18 protein-coding genes are annotated in these 20,699 nt (G+C 57.7%); all 18 read left to right on the forward strand.

Going from position 1 to position 20,699, the window contains the following annotated elements:
• The first annotated feature begins 2 nt into the window (after positions 1-2).
• The 18 genes from PEL01S_RS16695 (at position 3) to PEL01S_RS16780 (ending at position 20,680) form a co-directional block, all read left to right on the forward strand.
• Positions 3-1,001, forward strand: coding sequence for an ABC transporter ATP-binding protein (locus tag PEL01S_RS16695; RefSeq protein ID WP_127461092.1), 999 nt, complete (start codon positions 3-5; stop codon positions 999-1,001).
• Positions 998-1,975, forward strand: a complete 978-nt coding sequence (locus PEL01S_RS16700; protein ID WP_127461093.1) for an ABC transporter ATP-binding protein — start codon at positions 998-1,000, stop codon at positions 1,973-1,975. The genes PEL01S_RS16695 and PEL01S_RS16700 overlap by 4 nt, the downstream gene beginning before the upstream one ends.
• A complete protein-coding gene (locus PEL01S_RS16705) occupies positions 1,972-3,432 on the forward strand; it encodes a leucyl aminopeptidase family protein (protein WP_127461094.1) in 1,461 nt (486 codons plus the stop codon). The genes PEL01S_RS16700 and PEL01S_RS16705 overlap by 4 nt, the downstream gene beginning before the upstream one ends.
• 507 nt (positions 3,433-3,939) lie before the next feature.
• The gene (locus tag PEL01S_RS16710; RefSeq protein WP_127461095.1) at positions 3,940-4,653 is read left to right on the forward strand and encodes a 2OG-Fe(II) oxygenase; all 714 of its coding nucleotides are present in this window, start codon (positions 3,940-3,942) and stop codon (positions 4,651-4,653) included.
• A 245-nt stretch (positions 4,654-4,898) separates the two neighbouring features.
• Positions 4,899-5,948 carry a serine hydrolase domain-containing protein gene (locus PEL01S_RS16715; RefSeq protein WP_127461096.1) on the forward strand — a complete coding sequence of 350 codons (1,050 nt, stop codon included), beginning with the start codon at positions 4,899-4,901 and terminating at the stop codon, positions 5,946-5,948.
• A 29-nt stretch (positions 5,949-5,977) separates the two neighbouring features.
• Complete coding sequence (locus PEL01S_RS16720; RefSeq protein WP_127461097.1) at positions 5,978-7,294, forward strand: ABC transporter substrate-binding protein; 1,317 nt, start codon at positions 5,978-5,980, stop codon at positions 7,292-7,294.
• A gap of 41 nt (positions 7,295-7,335) precedes the next feature.
• Positions 7,336-8,292 carry a carbohydrate ABC transporter permease gene (locus PEL01S_RS16725; RefSeq protein ID WP_239551525.1) on the forward strand — a complete coding sequence of 319 codons (957 nt, stop codon included), beginning with the start codon at positions 7,336-7,338 and terminating at the stop codon, positions 8,290-8,292.
• 18 nt (positions 8,293-8,310) lie between these two features.
• A complete protein-coding gene (locus tag PEL01S_RS16730; protein WP_127461098.1) occupies positions 8,311-9,135 on the forward strand; it encodes a carbohydrate ABC transporter permease in 825 nt (274 codons plus the stop codon).
• A gap of 57 nt (positions 9,136-9,192) precedes the next feature.
• On the forward strand, positions 9,193-10,113 hold the full coding sequence (gene murQ / locus PEL01S_RS16735; protein WP_063184503.1) for an N-acetylmuramic acid 6-phosphate etherase: 921 nt from the start codon (positions 9,193-9,195) through the stop codon (positions 10,111-10,113).
• 193 nt (positions 10,114-10,306) lie between these two features.
• Positions 10,307-12,118 (forward strand): sensor histidine kinase, encoded by a 1,812-nt coding sequence (locus PEL01S_RS16740; RefSeq protein WP_163768495.1) that lies wholly within the window; start codon positions 10,307-10,309, stop codon positions 12,116-12,118.
• Positions 12,115-13,665 (forward strand): response regulator, encoded by a 1,551-nt coding sequence (locus PEL01S_RS16745; protein ID WP_127461100.1) that lies wholly within the window; start codon positions 12,115-12,117, stop codon positions 13,663-13,665. Before PEL01S_RS16740 ends, PEL01S_RS16745 begins: the two co-directional genes overlap by 4 nt.
• Before the next feature lie 221 nt (positions 13,666-13,886).
• Positions 13,887-15,254 (forward strand): ABC transporter substrate-binding protein, encoded by a 1,368-nt coding sequence (locus tag PEL01S_RS16750; RefSeq protein WP_127461101.1) that lies wholly within the window; start codon positions 13,887-13,889, stop codon positions 15,252-15,254.
• Positions 15,255-15,266: 12 nt separating this feature from the next.
• Positions 15,267-16,157, forward strand: coding sequence for a carbohydrate ABC transporter permease (locus PEL01S_RS16755; RefSeq protein WP_127461102.1), 891 nt, complete (start codon positions 15,267-15,269; stop codon positions 16,155-16,157).
• An 82-nt stretch (positions 16,158-16,239) separates the two neighbouring features.
• Positions 16,240-17,073, forward strand: a complete 834-nt coding sequence (locus PEL01S_RS16760; protein WP_371860711.1) for a carbohydrate ABC transporter permease — start codon at positions 16,240-16,242, stop codon at positions 17,071-17,073.
• Positions 17,074-17,137: 64 nt separating this feature from the next.
• On the forward strand, positions 17,138-17,968 hold the full coding sequence (locus PEL01S_RS16765; RefSeq protein WP_127461104.1) for a metallophosphoesterase family protein: 831 nt from the start codon (positions 17,138-17,140) through the stop codon (positions 17,966-17,968).
• A gap of 50 nt (positions 17,969-18,018) precedes the next feature.
• On the forward strand, positions 18,019-19,221 hold the full coding sequence (locus PEL01S_RS16770; protein ID WP_163768493.1) for a Gfo/Idh/MocA family protein: 1,203 nt from the start codon (positions 18,019-18,021) through the stop codon (positions 19,219-19,221).
• Positions 19,218-19,751, forward strand: a complete 534-nt coding sequence (locus PEL01S_RS16775; protein WP_127461106.1) for a GNAT family N-acetyltransferase — start codon at positions 19,218-19,220, stop codon at positions 19,749-19,751. Before PEL01S_RS16770 ends, PEL01S_RS16775 begins: the two co-directional genes overlap by 4 nt.
• A gap of 65 nt (positions 19,752-19,816) precedes the next feature.
• Positions 19,817-20,680, forward strand: coding sequence for a DUF6923 family protein (locus PEL01S_RS16780; RefSeq protein WP_063184467.1), 864 nt, complete (start codon positions 19,817-19,819; stop codon positions 20,678-20,680).
• Positions 20,681-20,699 lie beyond the last annotated feature (19 nt).

The raw sequence follows: 20,699 nt of genomic DNA on the forward strand, positions 1-20,699 counted from the left end.
GAATGACTCAAAAACTACTTGACGTGAAAGGCCTCAAGACACAGTTCACCCGGGATCAAGGCAAAGTCAACGCGATCGATGGCGTCGATTTTCATGTGAACAAAGGCGAAGTGCTCGGTCTGGTCGGAGAATCCGGCTGCGGCAAAAGCGTCACGTCCTTGTCCGTCATGCGGCTGCTGCACGGCACGCCGGGGAGCATCGTTGGGGGAACGGTCCGTTTTCAGGAGAAGGATCTGGTCGCGCTGTCCGAAAGCGAGATGCGCTCGATCCGGGGCAAGGACATCGCGATGATTTTTCAGGAGCCGATGACGTCGCTCAATCCGGTGCTCAAGATCGGCAAGCAGCTCGTCGAAGCGATCCGCCTGCATTTGAAATATGATAAAAGCAAGGCCCGGGAGCATGCCGTTCATATGCTGAAGCTGGTCGGCATTCCGCGCGCCGAGGATGTCATCGACGAATATCCGCACCAGCTCTCCGGGGGCATGAGGCAGCGGGTCATGATCGCCATGGCGATGTCCTGTAACCCGCAGCTTCTCATTGCCGACGAGCCTACGACCGCGCTGGACGTAACGATCCAGGCGCAAATTTTGGACCTGATGAAGAAGCTGAAGGACGAGAACGACATGTCCATCATGCTGATCACCCACGATTTGGGCGTGGTGGCCGAAATGTGCGACCGCGTCATCGTTATGTACGCCGGGCGCGTCGTCGAGGAAGGGAACGTGCTGGATATTTTCGACGATCCGCAGCATCCGTATACGAAGGGGCTTATTCATTCGGTGCCGAAGCTGCGCCAGAATCACCGGCGGCTCGAATCGATTCCCGGCAACGTGCCGGACTTGACGAACATGCCGACCGGCTGCAAGTTTGCTCCCCGATGCTCTGAGGTGATGGACATCTGCCGCGAGCGGGAGCCGCAGCTGGTACAGACGACCGGCGGCCGAAAGTGCCGCTGCTGGCTATATGAGAACGATAGCGCGAAGGGAGAAGGGAAAGCGTGACGAAACCGCTGGTGGAAGTGAAAAACCTGCGCAAAGTGTTTCCGATCAAGAAAGGGTGGTTCGGAAAGCCGGCTTTGCTGCAGGCGGTGGATAACGTATCTTTCTCCATCCGCAAGGGCGAGACGTTCAGCATCGTCGGCGAGAGCGGCTGCGGCAAGTCGACGACGGGCCGCCTGATTACGCGGCTGCTGGCGCCGAGTGAAGGCGAGATCTGGTTCGACGGGCAGGAGATCGGGAAGCTGGACGAAGCCCGCATCCGTCCGCTGCGCCGGCAGATGCAGATGGTGTTCCAGGATCCCTACGCGTCGCTCAATCCGCGCATGAAGATCAAGGACATCATCGCCGAGCCGCTGCTTATTCACGAGAAAATGTCGGCGGCGGAGCGGGAAAAGGACGTGCAGCGGCTGCTCGAAGTCGTCGGCTTAAGCTCGTTCCACGGCGAGCGCTACCCGCACGAGTTCAGCGGCGGCCAGCGCCAGCGCGTCGGCATCGCCCGCGCTTTGGCGGTAAAGCCGAGCCTGATCGTGGCCGACGAGCCGGTATCCGCGCTCGACGTGTCCATCCAGTCGCAGGTGCTGAACCTGCTGCAGGATTTGCAGGAGGAGTTCGGGCTGACGTACTTGTTTATTTCCCACGACTTGAGTGTCGTCGAGCATATTAGCGACCGGATCGGCGTCATGTATCTCGGCTCAATGGTCGAGCTCGCAGATAAGGACTCGATCTACGAAAAGCCACTGCATCCGTACACGCAGGCGCTCTTTTCTTCCGTGCCCGTACCGGACCCACGGCTGAAGCGCGAGAAAATCGTGCTGAAGGGCGACCTGCCCAGCCCGGTCAACCCGCCGTCCGGCTGCCGGTTTCATACCCGCTGCCCGGCGGCAATGGATGTCTGCCGGGCGAAGGCACCCGTGTTCCAGGAGCAGGAGCCGGGCCATTACGTGGCTTGCCACTTGTATGGGGAGAGCAAAGGATGAAGATCACGACAGGATTCGTTCAAACGGCGGATGTCACGGTTTATCTGTGCCCGGAGCACGCCGGACAGCCGGTTCCGCAGCTGGAGCTGCGGCCGGCGATGAAAGCCCGCGGCGCGGTCACTTGGTTTTACGGGCGCGGCGAAGAGGCGCACGTGCTGATCGTCGGACTTGGGCCGGAGGCGAATGGGGAACGGGTACGCGAAGCGGCAGGAAATGCGGCCAGAGCGGTTCATAAGGAAGGCTTTGCGACCGTGACCGTCATGTTGGAGCCGCTCGTCCGGGCGCTGGGCGGCGCGCTTTCCGAGGAAGAGGCGGTGCGCGCTTGGGCGGAGGGCTGGCTGCTCGGTTCGTATGCGTTCGACAAATACAAATCCCGCAAGGAAGCCCGTACGGTGGAGTGTCTGCACCTGGTATGCGCTAGTGAGGCTTCTTATGAGGAAGTGCTAGAACAGACGGCGGTTCGTGCGGAAGGGACCATGTTTGCGCGCGACCTGTGCAACGAGCCGCCGAACGTGCTGCATCCGGAATCGCTCGTCGAGATGGTTCGGGAGCGGTTTGCGGAGCGGCCGGTGAACGTTCGTATCTATGGGGAGCGGGAGTTGGCCGGTCTGGGCATGAACGGGCTATTGACCGTCGCGCAGGGAAGCCAGTACAAGCCCGCGCTCATCGAGCTGACGTTCTGCACCGATCCGTCGCAGCCGCTGCTGGCGCTCGTGGGTAAAGGCATTACGTTCGATATGGGCGGCATGAACGTCAAGTCCGGACGGGATATCAGCGACGCGCGGTTTGATATGGGCGGTGCCTGCGCCGTGCTTGGCGCGATGGACATGATCAGCCGCTCCGAGCTGCAGGCGAACATCGTCGCGCTGATCGCGGTCGCGGACAATATGCCCGACGCGGCGGCGTTCGTGCCGTCCACGGTGGTCACGTACCCGAACGGATTCTCCGTGCAAGTCGGCAACACTGACGCGGAAGGCCGCCTCGTGCTGGCCGATGCGCTGCTGCACGCCGGGCGTCTCGGCGCCCGGGAAGTGGTCGACATCGCGACGCTGACGGGCAATGTCGGTGAAGCGCTCGGGCTGGGCCTCGCCGGGGCGTGGGGCGACCGCAAGCTGGTCGACACGCTGGCCGCCATCGGCGAGCATTGCGGAGACCGGCTGTGGCCGATGCCGCTGGTCGACGACTACGAGGAGCTGCTGCGCAGCGATTACGCGGACATGAACAATATTCCGCCGATTTCGTACGGCGGAGCGATTGTTGCGGCGCTGTTCCTGCGCCGCTTTGTGGACGCTGATGCGATGCGCTGGGTGCACATCGACATGGCGAACACCGTGCAGGCCAAAGTTGCACGCGGTTATTACCCGGCCGGCGCGACCGGTTACGGTGCGCGGTTGCTGGCCGACTTTGCGGAGAGCCGGGCCGAGGCGAACCGGAGCGCCGGGGGCGGCGAGGCTTGATGAGCCGTGCTTGAGGCGAGTTGAATGGGGTACTGATAAGAGATCGTTCCAGAGGCAAATCTTTTGCCGAGGGACGATCTCTTTTTTTGGAGGAGAGGATGCGGGTTGAATCCGTTGAACGACCCGGCTTGAAGATAAAGGAACTACAGTGCGCTACTGAAGCTTTTGACGCTCGGTCCCGTGAATAGAGGAACTGAGGTGACTAAAGTGTGTCGAAAAATGTGCATAGTCCCTAATTCCGGGACGTTTACGCACCACAGGTTCTCTATTTTGTGCGGTCGGGCCAATTGGGCGGTAATAGCTACAGTTTTGTTCCGCTAATTTTATCAGGTGTCTTACAAGGTATCGAAAGGGCTTCCCATAACATGACTGATTTGGTAAAAACGGATGATTCATACAGAGTCTGTCGCAACCCAGAATAGGTTAGCATGATATGGAAAGACGCTGCCAGGGCTTTTTGGTTATGATGAAGGCAGCCGCTAAATTATCACGGAAGGAGCCTTTGGGATGACGGAACCTATAAAGAAGCGTGTCGCGGGGCTAGACTGGACTTCGATCCAACAAGCATTGGACGAGCAAGGCTTTGCCGCGTTTCCGCCTTTGTTGCAGAACGACGAGTGCCGTGTGCTCATAAGCATGTATGAGGAGGAGTCGCACTTCCGGACCCGGATCGATATGGCCCGGTACCGGTTTGGCGTTGGAGAATATAAGTACTTTCAGGCTCCGCTGCCGTCGCTGCTGCAGGAACTGCGCGTCTCGTTTTACCCCCGGCTGGCCGAAACGGCCAACCGTTGGCAGACGCATCTCGGTCAGGAAGCCGTGTACCCTCCCGAGCTGGCACAATTTCTGGAACGCTGCCATGAGCACGGACAGACCCGCCCGACGCCGCTGCTTTTGAAGTATGAGGCAGGGGGCTATAACTGCTTGCATCAAGATATGTACGGGGATATATTTTTCCCGTTCCAGGTCGTCTTTATCTTGAATCAGCGGGAAAAGGAATATGCAGGAGGCGAATTTTTGCTGGTTGAGCAGAGGCCGAGAGCCCAGTCCAGAGGCCATGCGATTGCGCTGGAGCAAGGAGCCGGGCTTATTTTTCCGACGCAGCATCGTCCGGTGCAGGGCACTCGCGGGACGTACCGGACGACGCTCCGTCACGGTGTAAGCACGATTACATCCGGCACGCGCTACAGTCTGGGGCTTATTTTTCACGATGCCCAATGATCGAGTCCCTGCGCTTAAGGTGGGAGGATATCCCTCATCTCTATTGTCTGAGATATTCTACTTGCAGCGTTTCTCAACACCCTGCCCTTGCCCCTTGCGTTTTAGGCGCAAGGCTTTTTTTATTTCAGAAATAAAATTTCATGTCACTATTTACAAAATGAAATAATATTTTATAATATGAGTATAAACAATGACAGCGTTTACAAAAGTGTTGGAACATTAGAAAGAGGGGCGGCGATGGAGAGATGACCGATCCAAACAAATGGAGCGCGGTAGACCGCTTGATCCGGCGCTGGGTGAACGAAAAGGCGATTCCCGGAGCCGTGGTGGATATCTCGCTGGGGGCTGACGTTCGATGGAGCCAAGCTTACGGGTCCTATTCGGACGGCACCGCCGAGTGTCAGGTGAACGAGCGTACGATGTTCGACGTCGCTTCGTTAACGAAAGTCACGGTGACCTTGCCGGTCATCCTGGCGCTGGCGGAACGGGGTAGGCTCCGGCTGGACGATCCCGTCCAGACGTATATTACCGGCTTCCGCCATCCGAACGTGACGCTGCGTCACCTGCTGATGCATACGTCCGGGCTTTCTCCCGAGCTTCCTTACGCCAAGCGGACAGAGCGCCGGGATGTCATTCCTCTCGTGCTGAAGCAGGAGCTGGTGACGGAGCCCGGGGAGCAGGCGGTGTATAGCGACCTCGGGATGATTTTGCTCGGCGAGGTCGCTGCCGTCGTATCCGGGCAATCGCTGGAATCGAGCGCGCACCGGTACGTGTTCGACCCGCTGGGGATGGCCGATTCGATGTTCAATCCGCGGCCTGAGCTGCTCGGACGAATTGCCGCCACAGAACCGCTGGACGACGGTACCGGGTATGTGCACGGAGTTGTCCATGACGAGAAGAGTTTTCATCTCGGAGGCGTCAGCGGCAGCGCGGGACTGTTCACAACGGCGGGCGATCTGCGCAAGTACGCCCGGGCATGGCTTGACCCGGACGGCGGAGAACTGCTGGGCAGGGAAACGATCAACGCTTGCTTCCGCAATCCGTACCAAGGCCGGGCGCTTGGTTGGGAGCTATGGCACGGTCAGGATCGGGCACCGTCCTGCGGGGCGTCTTGGCCGCACGGCAGCTTCGGACATACCGGCTTTACCGGAACAAGCCTGTGGATCGATCCGTACCATGAGCTGATTGTCGTGTTTTTGACGAACGCGGTGCACTTCGGACGAAGTCCGATTATGCGGGAGCTGCGGCCGATTTTGCATACGGCGGTTTATACCTCGCTCATCGAGGATAAATAGAGAATCATCATCCAAGGGAGGGCTTAAGTATGAAGGGGACCAAGACCATGAAATCGGCAATCGCACTCGCTGCCGCCATATCGCTTATCGCAACGGGCTGCAGCAGCCCGTCGAAGGACGGGGCCCAGGAAGCTCCGGCGGCAAACGGGGGCGGAGGAAAGAAAACGGAAGCGCAGAAGGTCAAGCTGACGATGGGCAGCTGGCGGACGGAAGACAAGGAAGTGTACGAGAAGATCATCAAAGCGTTCAACAAGACGAATCCCGACATCGAGGTCGAATTCAAGCCGACCAAAAACACCGAATACAACACGGTGCTGAATACGGCGCTGCAAACCGGCAGTGGCCCCGACATCATTCACCTCAGGCCGTATGCCGCCGGCATCGCGCTCGCCGACGCCAAATACTTGGAGCCGCTCGACAGCGTCAAGGGGCTCGAAGCGATTCCGAAGGAAGCGAAAATGGCCGCTACCGGCAAGGACGGCAAAGTATACGGCGTGCCGACAGTCTACAGCTCGACGCAAATTTTCTATAACAAAAAGCTGTTCAAAAAGTTCAACTTATCCGAGCCGAAAACTTGGGACGAGCTGATGAAGGCGGCCGATACGCTGAAGCAGAACAAGATTGCGCCGTTTGCCTTCGGCTCCAAGGAAGGCTGGATTTTGTCCCTGACGCACGGCGCGCTTGGCCCGCAATTTTACGGGGGCACCGAGTTTGTCAATAACCTGCTTGCGGGCAAAACGAATTTCAAAAGCAAAGAGTTCACTGATTCGATCACGATGCTTCAAGATCTGACAAAATATTTCCCGGAAAATTATACGGGTCTCGGCATGGATGACATGCGCAATCTGTTCGTCACCGAGCAGGCGGGAATGATTGTAATGGGCGACTGGGAAATTGCAGTCATGAAAAAGATGAACCCGGACCTCGATCTGGATCTGTTCCCGGTTCCTCCGGTGAAGGCGGACGGCAAGGCCAGCGTGACCAACTGGGTGGACGGTTCGTTCGCCGTCAACGCTGCTTCGAAGAATAAAGAGGCGGCTATGAAGTTTATCGAGTTCATGACGACGAAGGAATTCGGCAAGATGGTGGCCGACGATCTGAAGAAGCCGAGCACGATTCCGGGCGTGGAATCCTCCGACCCGATTGTTGCGAAAATGATCCAGCTCGCGGCCGCCAATTCGACGCCGTATGCGATGGTCGTGTATTTCAGCGCAGGCAATCCGACGACCAAGGCCACGCTGGAAACGGCTCTCCAAGGAATGTTCCTGGGCAAGGAAAAGCCGGACACGGTGACGGATATCGTGCAGAAGAGCGCCGATTCCTGGTTCAAGCCCGCGGCCAAATAAACCTCCGGTCGACACAAACTTTATAGAAAGGGCGGGGCGCAATGAATCGAGAAGTGGCGGTATGGGACCGCACAAGCAAACGACAGCCGGGTTTGAACTGGAAACGAGGGATCATCCACCTGTTCCCGGTTCCTGCCCTCGCCGTCTACGCGCTGTTTGTCGTGTATCCGATCGTAGCGGCTTTCAGCTACAGCTTGTTCGACTGGAAGGGGCTTCAGAAGGGCGCTTTTGTCGGGATCGACAATTTCGTCAAGCTGTTCACGACGGAGCCGTTCAACGGGCTGTTCTGGAACGCGTTCGGGCATAACGTTTATTATTTTATACTGGAAATGATCGTGCAAAATGGTATCGCTTTCGTTTTGGCATACATTATTTACACGAAAGTGAAGGGCGCCGAGCTGTTTAAAATGGCCTATTTTGTACCGCGGCTGCTATCGGTCATCGTCGTCGGCTTCCTGTGGAAGCTGATGCTGAACCCGAATTCCGGCGTCGTAAACTTCGCGCTCAAGAACAGCGGTCTCGCCGAATGGGCGAGGCCGTGGCTTGGCGAGCCGGGGACGGCATTGACGGCGATCATTCTCGCGAACAGTTGGTTCGGCGTCGGCTTCGCGGTGCTGATACTACTTGCAGGCTTGCAGTCGATCTCCCAAGAGGTGATCGAGGCGTCGAGGCTGGACGGGGTGCAGGGCTTCCGTTTGATTCGCTCGATCATTCTGCCCATGATGACGCAGTCCATCGTCATTCTCACCGTATTTACGTTCATCCACGCGTTCGAAGCGTTCGAGCTTGTGTATGCGATGCAGGGCTCGCAGGGGGAACCGTATCATTCAACGGATACACTGGCCGTTTTCTTTTACCGTACGGCTTTCGGCGGATCGTCGGGCGACGGCGTTGCGGTCGGTCTAGGCTCGGCGCTGGCGGTCGTACTGTTTTTGATCATCGCGACCTTGTCGGCATTGTTTATGGCCTATGTTCGCAAGCGGGACATGGAGTATTAGAAAGGGGGTAGACGCTTCGTGAAAACAAACCCGGCATTACGCGCGTCGCATTACGTTATCGCCAGTCTGTTCGCGCTCCTCAGCCTCTATCCGATCGTTCTGATGCTCTTGTCTTCGTTCAAGACGAACATCGACATTTTCAAAAATCCGATCGGACTGCCGAAGGCTTGGAGCATGACCGCCTACAAGAAGCTGCTGGACCAGCTGCCTTACTTCGATTATTTCTGGAACAGCCTGACGGTCAGCGTCGTATCCGTCGCCTTGATCCTGCTGTTTGGGTCGCTGGCTTCGTTCTATATTGCCAGATATCCGTTCCGCTGGAATCCGGCGCTGTTCTTCTTCTTTCTGCTCGGCATGATGATTCCTGTCAAGCTGGGCATCGTCCCGCTGTTCATGCTGATGAAAAACTTGGGGCTGATGAACACGGTTACTTCGCTGATCCTGATGTATACGGCCATCGGCATCCCGATGTCGGTCCTGATTTTGACCGGATTTTTTCGGACGCTGCCGAAGGAGCTGGAGGAGGCGGGCCGGATCGACGGCTGCTCCGATCTCCGCCTGCTGCTGAGCATCGTGGCGCCCTTGATGCGACCGGCGCTCGGAACGGTCATGATCATGAATTTCATCACGGTGTGGAACGATTTCTTCTTCCCGCTGATCTTCATCCAAGACGAAGTGAAAAAGACGATTCCCGTCGGCATGCTGACGCTGTTCAGCGAATACTCCACCGATTGGAGTGTGCTGTTCGCGGGCCTGACCTTGTCGTCGCTGCCGATGATCGTGCTGTTCGCCCTCTCCTCCAGGCAGTTTATGGACGGCATGACGGCGGGCGCGGTCAAGTAAGACGGGGCGGGAAAGGCAGCTATGGCGATCAGGGAGCCGAGAAGGGAAGGAGATTTTATGACGCATAACGAACAACGGCAGCCGGTTACGGAGCAGCGCAACGCCAAGTCCGTCCATTTGGACCGGATGAGCGTGCGGGAAATCATCGAGACGATCAACAGCGAGGACGGTACGATTGCCGCTTCCGTGCAAGCTGCGCTGCCGCAAATCGAGGAAGCTATTACCGCGATTGCGGAGCGGTTGAAGCAGGGCGGCAAGCTTTATTACATCGGGGCCGGCACGAGCGGCCGGCTCGGCATTCTGGACGCGTCCGAATGTCCTCCGACGTTCGGGGTTGATTCGTCGCTTGTGCGCGGCATTATTGCCGGGGGCGAGACAGCGATAGTGAATCCCGTCGAAAACGCGGAGGACGATTTGGAAGCCGGAGCGGCGGATATCGCGCGCCATGCAACGTCGGCGGACGCGGTCGTCGGCCTTACGGCGAGCGGCCGGACGCCGTATGTGCTGGGGGCGATCCGCGAAGCCAACCGCATCGGCGCCTTGACCGTCGGCATCTCGTGCAACACGGGCACCGAGCTTAGCCGAGCGGCGGCACACGGCATCGAGGTGCCGGTCGGACCCGAGGTGGTTACCGGTTCGACGCGCATGAAGGCCGGCACCGCGCAAAAGATGGTGCTGAACATGATCAGCACAACCGTTATGGTTCAGCTCGGCAAAGTGTACGGCAACCTGATGGTGAACGTGCAGGCGACGAACGCCAAGCTGCGTGACCGGGTCGTGCGCATTATTGGCGAAGCGACCGGAGCGGACCGGGACGTAGCGGAGGAGCTGGCCCGGCGGGCCGAAGGCGATGCGCGCGTGGCGATTCTGATGCATCGGTTCGGCATCGAAAGGCAGGAAGCGTCCGCTGCTTTAGCGCGGTCGGATGACCATTTCGCAGAGGCGGTTCGTTGGCTGGAAGGTCAACGGATCGGATAACAGAACTTCCCGTAAACCGCCGAAAGCGGCTTGCGGGAAGTTTTTTTAGTTGACCTGTACAACGCGAATCTTTACATAAAATTAGCAAAACCTTAATTTGAAGATCATGGTAAAGCGTTACGATGGTTTCAACGTCTTGGGCGAAGTCTTCCATCGTCCTCCAAAAACGCTGTCTCTTCAAGGAGAACCAACCATGAAACGGAAAGAAAAGTTCGCCTCCATGCTGTCCGGCTGGAAATTGTTCCTGTTCGTGACCGTCACTTACACCGTCCTCTTTTTGATCGCCTTCCAAGGCTACATCATCAGCAAGCAGTCCACGTCTGCCATCGAGAAGCAGTATAACCAGATTATTTTCGACAAAATGGATGCGTTGTCGGTCAACATGATCAACTATTTGAATTATCTCGACGACTTTGCCCGCACCCTATCCGTCAAACCGGATCTAAAGAGCATGATCCGCGAAAATCGCGACGGAACGAGAGAAGCCGTGGAAGGGGCCTTGAATTACTTCCGCCTGCGGTTCCCCATATACATCCAGATTCTTACAGCTCAGGACCGCGTGTTTGCTTACCCTCCCGTCGACCCCAAGGAAGAGGAGCAGTTTAAAACGACGCTCGCTTCCTTCCCTTGGTACGGTCAGCGGCTGGTTCTGGACAACAGCTACCCCCGTGCGGATGTCGCCGCAGACTTTCACTTCAGCGCTTTCCCGAACGCCTTGTACGTCAGCAAAAACATCGTGCAGGACGACCGCTCGCTCGGTACGCTGACGATCAAGATGAACGGCACGTTGATCGAAACGATGCTGGATACGGTGCGGATCAACGAGGCCAACGCCGTGTTCATCCTGTCCCCGGAAGGCCGCATTTTGTTTCGGAACGAGCCGTCCTCCGCCTTTTCCGGTGATCTGGCATCGCTCGGAACAAACGGAATTGACGGGCTCATCCGGAGAAACGGGGAAGGTTCCGGCTCGGGGCAGATCCGTATCGCCGATCAAGATTGCTACTTTATTTATAAGCTGATCCCTTCCACAAACTGGGAAATATTGTCGATCGTTCCCCTTCGTTCGTTGAACGCGGAGAGTGTCGGCGTGTGGCAGACGACGGCCATGACAACCGCCTTTTCCGTCCTGCTTATCGTCACCTCGTTCTGCATTCTGTATATCAAGCTTACGCTCCCGTTGCAGCGGATGTCCCGGATCGTACGGGCGGCCTCGGAAGGCGCGACGCCGGAGCCGTATGATTACAGAGGCTTCAAGGAGCTTGAGACGTTAAACCGCGGGATGTACCGGTTTTTCGAGCAAATTCAGCTGCATATCCGCACGATCCGTCAGAGCGAGAGCGAGAAGCGGCAGCTTGAGATGCATGTGCTGCAGGCGCAAATGCGGCCGCATTTTTGGCACAATTCGCTGAACGCGTTGCGCTTCATGGCGCTGCTGCACGGCGATTCCACGATGGCTGACGCCATTCTTGCGTTGACCCGGATGCTCGACTATACGCTGAAAAATACGGGCGTGCTGTTCGGGACGGTAGAGGAGGAGAAGGACTACGCGATCCAATATATCCGTTTCCATGAAATCCGCTCCATGCAGAAGATCGACGTCAAGCTGGACTTGGACGAATGCTCGCTTCAGGCCCGGATTCCGAAGTTCACGCTGCAGCCTTTGCTGGAAAATGCCGTCACGCACGGCTTCCGTGCTCCTTTTGCCAAAGTGCCGAGCCTTACCATCACCACGCGGCTTGCGGACGGCACGCTTACGATTCGTATCGCCGACAACGGCAACGGGATGGATGACGATACGCTCCGGCTGCTGCTTCTTCCTCGTGCCCAAGAAGGAGAAGGAAGGCAAACGTCCGGCATTAGCCTGCTCAATTTGCAGGAGCGTATCCGACTGGAATACGGAGAGCTTTACGGCATCCGGGTCGTTAGCCGACTTGGGGAAGGCACGGAAGTCGTCGTGATACTTCCCTGGATGACAGATGCTAAAAAGGAGGGCGAATTGCCATGAAAGTCATGATTGTCGAAGACGAAGTGCTGGTCCGGCTAGGGCTGAAAAAAGCCGTTCCGTGGTCGACGCTCGGCATGGAGCTGGTATGCGAGGCCGCAGACGGCGCCGAAGCCTATGAAATGTTCGTGCGGCATCTTCCCGATATCGTGCTTGTCGATATCGAGCTGCCGAAGATGGACGGGCTGTCCTTCATCCATTACGCGAAGACGCGCCGCCCGGACGCCAAATTCATCATTTTGACCTGCCAGCAGGATATGAGCTACGCGCGCAGCGCCATCCAATTGCAGGTGGCCGATTTTTTGCTGAAATCGACGCTGGACATGAAAGAGCTTTGCGATATTTTGCAAAACCTGTCGCTGGAATTGCGGCAAAAACGGCGCGAAGCGGAGGCAACCGGCGAGGAGGACATGAACCGGAGCGGGCGGAGGAGACATTTTTTCCAAAGCTGGCTCGACGGCGTTCTGCCTGTTCCCGATCCCGACCGGTTCGACGTCCAGCTCAAGGAGTTTTCCCCCGCTCTGAAGGCGGAACGGTATCAGGCGTGGGTCGTCCAGCTGCATGGCGCATCGCTGACCGAGGAGGAGACGGAGAGCGTCAGCGAGGAAATCGAGCGTCTGGCCGTCCGGCAATTCGGAAGCCGGTATTTGGGCGGGACCCCGGAACTGCCGAAGCGGAGATGGCACTTGATCTTTTCCGGCTCTGCGCCGGTATCCGACGCCGTGCGGTGGAAGGAGGCGGTCGAGCAAACCAGCGGACTTGAGCTAGCGGTCGCGATGAGCGCGCCGTTCGCCGATCCTTACGGGTGGCGGACGTTCGACCGCCAAGCCGCCGATCTGCTGCAAGCGGAGTTTTACGGCCGGGTCGGCGAAGTTTACGCGAAGGACGACCTGATCAGCGAAACGATGAGCGAAGCTGTTCTGAAGCTGAAAAGAGACATGTACGAACGAGCGGGCTCCCTGCAATTCGAAGAAATGAAGCGGCTCGTCGGCGATCTGTGCGGCGCGCTGAAGCAGCCCCCGTACCTTCATCCGCCCATTGTCAAAAATATGTTCACGGAGCTTCTTTTCCGCCTCTGGTCTGCCTGCGAAGAGATCGCTTCCGGCTCCGTGTCGGCAAACCACCGATTGGTCGACCGGTTTTACGCCGCCGTGCGGCTTGACGAGCTCGCGGAACTGCTGCTCACCGAGCTGGCCCGGGCCGGAGAAGAAGTGCGCTCCCATTCGCAGGACGACAAAACGAAGACGATTCTGCAAATCAAGCAGTATATCAAAACGCATTTGCACCGGGAGCTTTCCCTGCAGGAAACCGCCGACGCGTTCTATATGAACAGCTCGTATTTGAGCCGATTGTTCCGGGAGGTGACGGATCAGAGCTTTACGGAATATGTGCTGCGCGAAAAAACGGAGCTGGCCGTAGCCCTGATGAAGAACGGGATGCATTTGACGCAAATTTCCGAAAAGCTCGGCTATCAGAACCTCAGCTCCTTTACCCGCATGTTCAAAAAGGTGCGCGGCGTCTCTCCTTCGCGCTACATGGACCGAACTTGATAACCAATCGGACAAAACCGGATAAACCGCTCGCCAGCTTATTCGTTTTTTTACTTGATTTTTATATTGGCGCGAGGGTTACGTTCCTTTCGTCTGCACCTTGCTAAAAGGATAAGCGAACGGTCAAGCTGTGTGATGTCCAAGCGGTGGCGCGCCTTTTATACTAAGCGTGAACGGGATGTTAGCCGATTCGACCATCGGACAGAAGAGGAGAGACGATCATGCAAAAGCACTTGAAATGGCTGCTGCCGCCGTTGGCCGGGATGACACTGCTTGCGGGCTGCGGCAAGCCGGCGGCTCCGGCGGCGAGCGAAAAACCGGCAGCGCCTGCCGTATCCGCGTCACAGGCAAGCCAGACGGACAAGCCTGCGGCGGCGAACGAAGCCGTCGAGCTGACCTTTTATTATCCGGTCAATGTCGGCGGTCCGGTCATGAAAGTCATTGACGGGATGACGAACAAGTTTATGGAGAAGCATCCGAACATTAAAGTCAAGCCGGTGTACACGGGAAATTACGGGGACAACACCATTAAAATTCAATCGGGCATTCAAGCGAAGCAGCCGCCCGATGTCGCGGTCATGATGTCGACGGAGCTGTACAGCATGCTGGATACGAATGCGATCATTCCGCTCGACGATTTCATCGCCAAAGATTCGGGCGTCAATATGAGCGATTTTTATCCTGCTTTCGTCGAAGACACGCAAACGGGCGGCAAAACGTACAGCATCCCGTTCCAGCGCAGTACGATCGTGCTGTATTACAACAAAGACATGTTCAAGGAAGCGGGGCTTGACCCGGAGAAGCCGCCGAAAACATGGGACGAGCTGATCGAGTACGGCAAGAAGCTGAAGAAAGAAGGACGGGCGGGCCTCGAAATTCCCGGCAACGACGATTCCTATTGGATGCTTCAGCTGTTTGCGCTGCAAAACCATACGGACCCGAAGCAAAACTTGATGATGGCAGACGGCAAAAAAGTGATGTTTGATACGCCGGAAAACCTGGAAGCTCTGCAGTACTGGCTGGATTTGTCCCGCAAGCATAAGGTCATGCCGGAAGGCGTCATCGATTGGGCTACGGTGCCGACCGACTTCATTCAAGGCAAAACAGCGATGATGATCCATACGAGCGGCAACCTGACCAACGTGAAAAACAACGCTAAATTCGACTTCGGCGTCGCTTTCCCGCCGATGAAGAAGCAGTACGGCTCGCCGACGGGCGGCGGCAATCTGTACATCTTCAAGGATACGAGTCCAAAGAAGCAGGCGGCGGCCTGGGAATTCGTCAAGTTCATGACCGAGGCGGAGCAGGCGGCGCAGTTCAGCGTGGCTACGGGCTATGTGGGCGTACGCAAGTCAGCGTTCGATACAGAGACGATGAAAAGTTACGCGGCATCGTTCCCGCAGGCGCTCGTTGCCCGCGATCAATTGCAGTACGCGCATGCGGAACTGTCGACGCACAATCATGGCAAAGTGTCGACCGCGCTGACGAACCAGATTCAGGCGGCGCTGGCGGGGACGACCGATCCGGCCGGGGCGTTGAAGAAGGCGCAGGAAGAAGCCGAGCGCGCGTTGGCGCCGTTTAACAAATAGGAGAATGCCTGCATGAGCGCCATTTGGAGCGAAAGGCTTAAAAGGAACGGATTGGCTTGGGGACTGCTGCTCCCCTCGCTGTTATTCCTCGGCTTGTTTACGTATTATCCGATCTGGAAGACCGCCGTGCTCAGCTTGTATCAGCAGGATTTGGCGACGCCGGAGCCGCGTTTTGTCGGGCTGGGCAATTACGCGTCGATGCTGACGGACCCGGTGTTTCAAAAAGTGTTCGGCAACAACCTGTGGTTTGCCCTCGGAACCGTGCCGACCTCGATGGCGCTTGCCTTCGCGATGGCGTTGTTTGCGGATAAAGCGCTCCAAGGGCGGAGCTTCGTCCGGACCGCGTATTTTTATCCGAATATGATTCCGATGATCGCCGTCGCGAACATCTGGCTGTTTCTGTACACGCCGAAGTTCGGCCTGCTGGCCCGTTTGGCGGCCTGGGTCAGCCAGAGCGAGGCCCCGCTGCTGGGCCGGCCGGATACGGTGATGGTAGCGATGATCGTCATGATGATCTGGAAGGAGGCCGGGTACTTTATGATTTTTTACCTGGCCGGCTTACAGCAAATCCCGAAGGACTTGTACGAATCGGCCGCCGTCAACGGCATCGGCGTCTGGCAGTCGCTGCGGCGCATTACGATCCCACTGACGATGCCGACCACGCTGTTTGTGGCTGTCGTCTCCGTGACGAATGCGTTCAAGCTGGTCGATCATCTGTGGATTATGACGCGGGGAGGGCCGGACAATGCAAGCAGCCTGCTTTTGTACTACATCTATGATACGGCGTTCGGCTATTACGATCAGGGGATGGCGGCGGCGATGACCGTCGTGATGGTTGCGGTGCTGCTGCTTGTGTCGTCGGTGCAGTTTTTCGGTTGGGATCGCAGCATCCATTACGAATAGGAGGGAGCCCATGAGTCATCAAGCAGGGCTGCCGCTTCGGCAAGAACGAACGAAGCGGCGCAGGCCGCTGGCAGGGCGGGAAATGCTGTCCGCGCGCTTACGCCGCCAATCCGCGCAAGCGCTGTGGCACGCCGTCATGCTCGCGCTCGGGACGGCGTGGCTCGTCCCGTTTGTTTGGGTCGTATGGACGGCCTTTCGCCCGAAGGGAGCGGCTCTTGGGAGCGGCTGGACCTGGGAGTGGACGTTGGACAATTTTGCCGCCGTCTGGCGTACAGCGCCGTTTGCGCAGTATTACCTCAATACGCTGCTGATTACGGGCGGCGTGCTGACCGTCCAGTTGGTCAGTTTGACGCTCGCCGCCTATGCGTTCGCGAAGGTCCGGTTTTTCGGGCGGGACACGCTGTTCATGCTGTTTTTGGTCCAAATCATGGTGCCCCCGGACGTGCTGATCTTTTCTAACTACCGCGTGCTGCAGGAGCTGGGGCTGCTGGATACGAAGCTTGGCATCATGCTTCCTTACTTTGCGTCCGCGTTCGGGATCTTTTTGCTGCGGCAGTCGTTCAAGCAGCTGCCCCGGGAGCTGGACGAAGCCGCCCGCGTCGAAGGGTGCTCGCGGCTGCGCGCCTTATGGCAGATTTACGTGCCGCTCTCCAGGCCCGTCTATGTTTCGTTTGCCATCGTTTCGGTCAGCTATCACTGGAACAACTTTTTGTGGCCGTTGATCGTTACCAATTCGGCGGACAACCGCCCTTTAACCGTAGGGTTGGCGCTTTTTGCGAAATCGACGGAGTCGGGCGGGCAGTGGGCCGAGGTGAGCGCGGCTACGCTGCTCGTGGCGGCACCGATGATGCTCGGATTTTTATTGTTCCAGCGGCAGTTCGTCAGCAGCTTCATGCACTCGGGCATCAAGGGATAGCGGGTCGGATAAGCGAACCGGCTCAGGGCTGGGAGATCAAGCAGGGGATTGGAGTGGACGCTTCATGAAATTAGCCATGTTCGGCGATCTGCACTATCCGATGACGGTCATTAACCGTCCGGATGTGCTGGAAGCGCGGGATGCTTTCTTTGAGCATTTTTTGACGGCATTTCTGGAAACGGGGGCCGACTATCACATTTCGCTCGGGGATTTGACCAACACCGGGGAAATTGCGGAATTCGAATATATTTTCCAAAAGGTTCGCGGCTATGGCGACCGGCTTCGCTTCCTGCATGTACTCGGCAATCACGATACGTATACGCATCCCAAGGCCAAGCTGTTGTCCTTGACTGGGCAGCGGCGATACGGCCTGTGGGAAGAGGAGGAAGCGCTCGTCGCCGTGCTGGATACGGCCCGGGAAACGCGGCAGGACTGGAGCGGATTTATCGATGCCGAGCAGTTGGAGTGGTTGGAATCAGTGATGCGTAAGCCTTCGGACAAGCCGCTTCTCGTGTTTGCCCATCATCCGCTTTACGGGTCCACCGCGCGCTCGACGGAAGCGATGATGTCTCTTGACCCGTCCCTCGATATCCGTGGGGTTCTCGGCCGGTGGGCCGGAACCGGGTTGTACTTTAACGGTCACAATCATGAAAACTCTGTTGTCCGCGAGGGTCAGTGGCATTTTATCCAGACGGCTGCTCCATTAGACATTCCCGCGTTCCGCATCGTGACGGTCGAGGGCGGCGAGGTGCGCGTCGAGCTCCATCGTCTGGAAAGCGAAGCGCTCACGAAATGGGCGCGGACGGTTGGGGAAAATATGCCCTACTACGAGCCTTACCCGTCGGCCGAAGGGAACGGGGCTTCGGAGAAGCTTTCCGTCTTGGCGGCACGGTAGGCGTCAGATGGCAGGCAGGGCAAACGAAACAGGGAGCGGAGGTAGAAGGAATGAGGCGTCAACCTGTGCGTCTTGCGATTGTCGGAGCGAATCGGGGGAGCGGCATTTCCCGGGTGCTTCAGTCATTTGAAGATCGCGTTCGACTCACAGCGGTTTGCGATAAGAACGAAGAACTGCTGAAGCCATGGCAAGAACGATACCCGGACATTCGTACATACGGGGACTTCCAGCGGCTGCTTGAGGACCCGGCCGTCGATGCCGTATATATCGCCAGCCCGATGCACCTTCACGCAAGGCAGTCTATCGAAGCGCTGCTTGCGGGGAAGCACGTATTAAGCGAGGTACCGGCTGCGCGAACCTTGGAGGACGCGTGGGAGCTGGTGGAGACGGTCGAACGAACCGGGCTTCATTATATGATGGCGGAAAATTATTGCTTTTCGCGTTCGGCGCTAGCCGTCAAGTCGATGGCCGAACAGGGGCTGTTCGGGGAGATCACGTATATGGAAGGCGGCTACATCCACGACTGCCGCCATCTCGTTCATGCGCCGGACGGGTCCTTGACCTGGCGGGGCGAGCTGCATCGCGCCTTCAACGGAATGAATTATCCTACGCATTCGTTAGGCCCGGTCTCGCAATGGATCGGCTCAAGCCAACCGGGCGGAGACGAATTGAAGAGCATCGCCGTGTTCGTGTCCAAGGCGAGATCGCTGCAGCACTATTTTGACGAGCGCTACGGCAGCAGGCATCCGGGGGCCCGGGACGGCTATTGGCGCCAAGGTGATTCGGCGGTTGCGGTTGTGCAGACGAGGAAGGACGTGCTGATTGCGCTGCGCGTGGACTGGACGTCTGCTAGGCCTCCGAATTCGACCCATTATGCGGTTCAGGGAACCGAGGGAGCTTATGTATCGGGACGTTACGAGGGCGAAGACGATCTTATCTGGCTGCATCGCCGGTCCCCCAAAGCGGAGGACGGCCAGCCTGTCACGTGGGAACCGCTTAAACGGTATCAGCCCGAGCTCGATCATCCGTTATGGAAGCGATGGGGGCATGAAGCGTCCCGGTTCCGGCACGGCGGCGGCGACTTTCTCGTTTTCGCGGAGTTTTTCTCGGCGATTGCCGAAGGCTGCGCTCCGGGCGTGGACGTGTACGATGCGGCGGCTTGGAGTTCCGTGTTTGCGTTGTCGATGGAATCCGTCGTTGCCGGCGGGAAGACGATCCCGTTTCCGGATTTTAGGCGGAGGAATAGAGGATGAGCATGGACAAGCCGTATCCTAAATTGGTCATGCGCAAAGAAAGCCTTGCGGATTTGCCCGCGTTCTCTTGTCCGGCAGGCTACACGATCCGCAGCTTTCAGCCGGGCGACGAAAGCCGTTGGGAATCGATCATTCGCCAATCGTTTGAACGAGAGATCGCGTTTGGACACAAAATCGGCGACCTACCTTATTTTCAGCCGGAGCGGGTACTGTTTATATGTTCCGGCGATATTCCCGCAGCTACGGCGACCGCATGGGAAACGGAGCTTTCGGGCGAGCGCTGCGGCTATTTGCATATGGTGGGTGCTCTTCCCGATCACTCCGGGCGGGGCCTCGGTTATGCGGCCAGCTTGGCGGCGCTGCACAGGATGAGAGCTGAGGGGCAGACCCAAGCGTTCCTGGAAACGGACGATTTCCGGCTTCCCGCCATCAAAATATATTTAAGACTGGGTTTTACCCCCGTGTATCTTCATGAACTTCATCGACCGAGGTGGGAGCGCGTCCTTCGGCTGGTCCGTCCGGCCGATTGATGCGCCGTCTTGCGGGAGCTTGAGCTTTAAAGGCTCTTTATTTCATAAACAGGAGGAGAATAAAAATGAAAGCTTTGAAGAAGGTTGGCCTGATCGCGGCCGGAACGATGCTGGTGTACTCTTTATCCTTTGCTGGAATGGCGTCTGCGGCAGCGAGGGGAGAAGAAGCGGCGGCTTCGGCCGTGACTGCGGGCACCGAGTCGTGGCGTCAGACGTCCAGCCAGACGTATTGGCTGCTTGACGCTTTCGAGCGCGGGCAGGGCGTGGCTACCGACGGCAATTCGTGGATTTTCAACTCGAATTACGGACTTCTCCGCACGAGTCTCGACGGCAATACCGTTCAAGCAAGAAACGGGCTGGCGATCCCGGACGAAATCTCCAAGCAAGGCGGGAACCACATCGGCGACATCAGTTATTACAACGGCAAAATCTACGCTCCGATCGAGGACGGCAGCAGCTATCAGCATCCGTACATCGCCTTGTTCGACGCAAATACGCTGGATTACACGGGCACGGCCTACGCGCTGCCGTTGAACCTGCACAAGGGCGGCGTGCCGTGGGTGGCGGTGGATGCCGGGCGCGGCCAGGTTTACACGGCCGAGTGGAGCAACGCTTCCGTGCTGAACGTTTTCGACCTGAACGACATGCACCTGATCAAGACCGTACCGCTCAGCCAAAGCATCGACCGTATTCAGGGCGCCGAAATGTATAACGGCTCGCTGTATGCGTCCAGCGACAACGGCACCCAATCCGTCTACCGCATCGATCCTGATACCGGCAGCGTGGCGGTGGCCTTCGACCGGAACCTGCCGAGCGGCTCGGAAGCGCAGGGCATCGCCGTTCTTCCGACTTCGGACGGCGCCGTTCTGCACATTCTGGACGTAGGCTCCGCCCGCATCAATGTCAACTTCCGCCATTACGCCAAGTAAGACAAATCTCTTTGCAAAA

Source organism: Paenibacillus elgii NBRC 100335 (assembly GCF_004000865.1).
GTDB classification, from domain to species: Bacteria; Bacillota; Bacilli; order Paenibacillales; family NBRC-103111; genus Paenibacillus_G; species Paenibacillus_G elgii.

Excerpts from the sequence above, each read along its gene's own strand:
- PEL01S_RS16695 (WP_127461092.1), top strand. The coding sequence starts at position 3 with ATGACTCAAAAACTACTTGACGTGAAAGGCCTCAAGACACAGTTCACC.
- PEL01S_RS16705 (WP_127461094.1), top strand. The coding sequence starts at position 1,972 with ATGAAGATCACGACAGGATTCGTTCAAACGGCGGATGTCACGGTTTAT.
- PEL01S_RS16710 (WP_127461095.1), top strand. The coding sequence starts at position 3,940 with ATGACGGAACCTATAAAGAAGCGTGTCGCGGGGCTAGACTGGACTTCG.
- PEL01S_RS16715 (WP_127461096.1), top strand. The coding sequence starts at position 4,899 with ATGACCGATCCAAACAAATGGAGCGCGGTAGACCGCTTGATCCGGCGC.
- PEL01S_RS16720 (WP_127461097.1), top strand. The coding sequence starts at position 5,978 with ATGAAGGGGACCAAGACCATGAAATCGGCAATCGCACTCGCTGCCGCC.
- PEL01S_RS16725 (WP_239551525.1), top strand. The coding sequence starts at position 7,336 with ATGAATCGAGAAGTGGCGGTATGGGACCGCACAAGCAAACGACAGCCG.
- murQ (WP_063184503.1), top strand. The coding sequence starts at position 9,193 with ATGACGCATAACGAACAACGGCAGCCGGTTACGGAGCAGCGCAACGCC.
- PEL01S_RS16740 (WP_163768495.1), top strand. The coding sequence starts at position 10,307 with ATGAAACGGAAAGAAAAGTTCGCCTCCATGCTGTCCGGCTGGAAATTG.
- PEL01S_RS16745 (WP_127461100.1), top strand. The coding sequence starts at position 12,115 with ATGAAAGTCATGATTGTCGAAGACGAAGTGCTGGTCCGGCTAGGGCTG.
- PEL01S_RS16750 (WP_127461101.1), top strand. The coding sequence starts at position 13,887 with ATGCAAAAGCACTTGAAATGGCTGCTGCCGCCGTTGGCCGGGATGACA.
- PEL01S_RS16755 (WP_127461102.1), top strand. The coding sequence starts at position 15,267 with ATGAGCGCCATTTGGAGCGAAAGGCTTAAAAGGAACGGATTGGCTTGG.
- PEL01S_RS16760 (WP_371860711.1), top strand. The coding sequence starts at position 16,240 with ATGCTGTCCGCGCGCTTACGCCGCCAATCCGCGCAAGCGCTGTGGCAC.
- PEL01S_RS16765 (WP_127461104.1), top strand. The coding sequence starts at position 17,138 with ATGAAATTAGCCATGTTCGGCGATCTGCACTATCCGATGACGGTCATT.
- PEL01S_RS16770 (WP_163768493.1), top strand. The coding sequence starts at position 18,019 with ATGAGGCGTCAACCTGTGCGTCTTGCGATTGTCGGAGCGAATCGGGGG.
- PEL01S_RS16775 (WP_127461106.1), top strand. The coding sequence starts at position 19,218 with ATGAGCATGGACAAGCCGTATCCTAAATTGGTCATGCGCAAAGAAAGC.
- PEL01S_RS16780 (WP_063184467.1), top strand. The coding sequence starts at position 19,817 with ATGAAAGCTTTGAAGAAGGTTGGCCTGATCGCGGCCGGAACGATGCTG.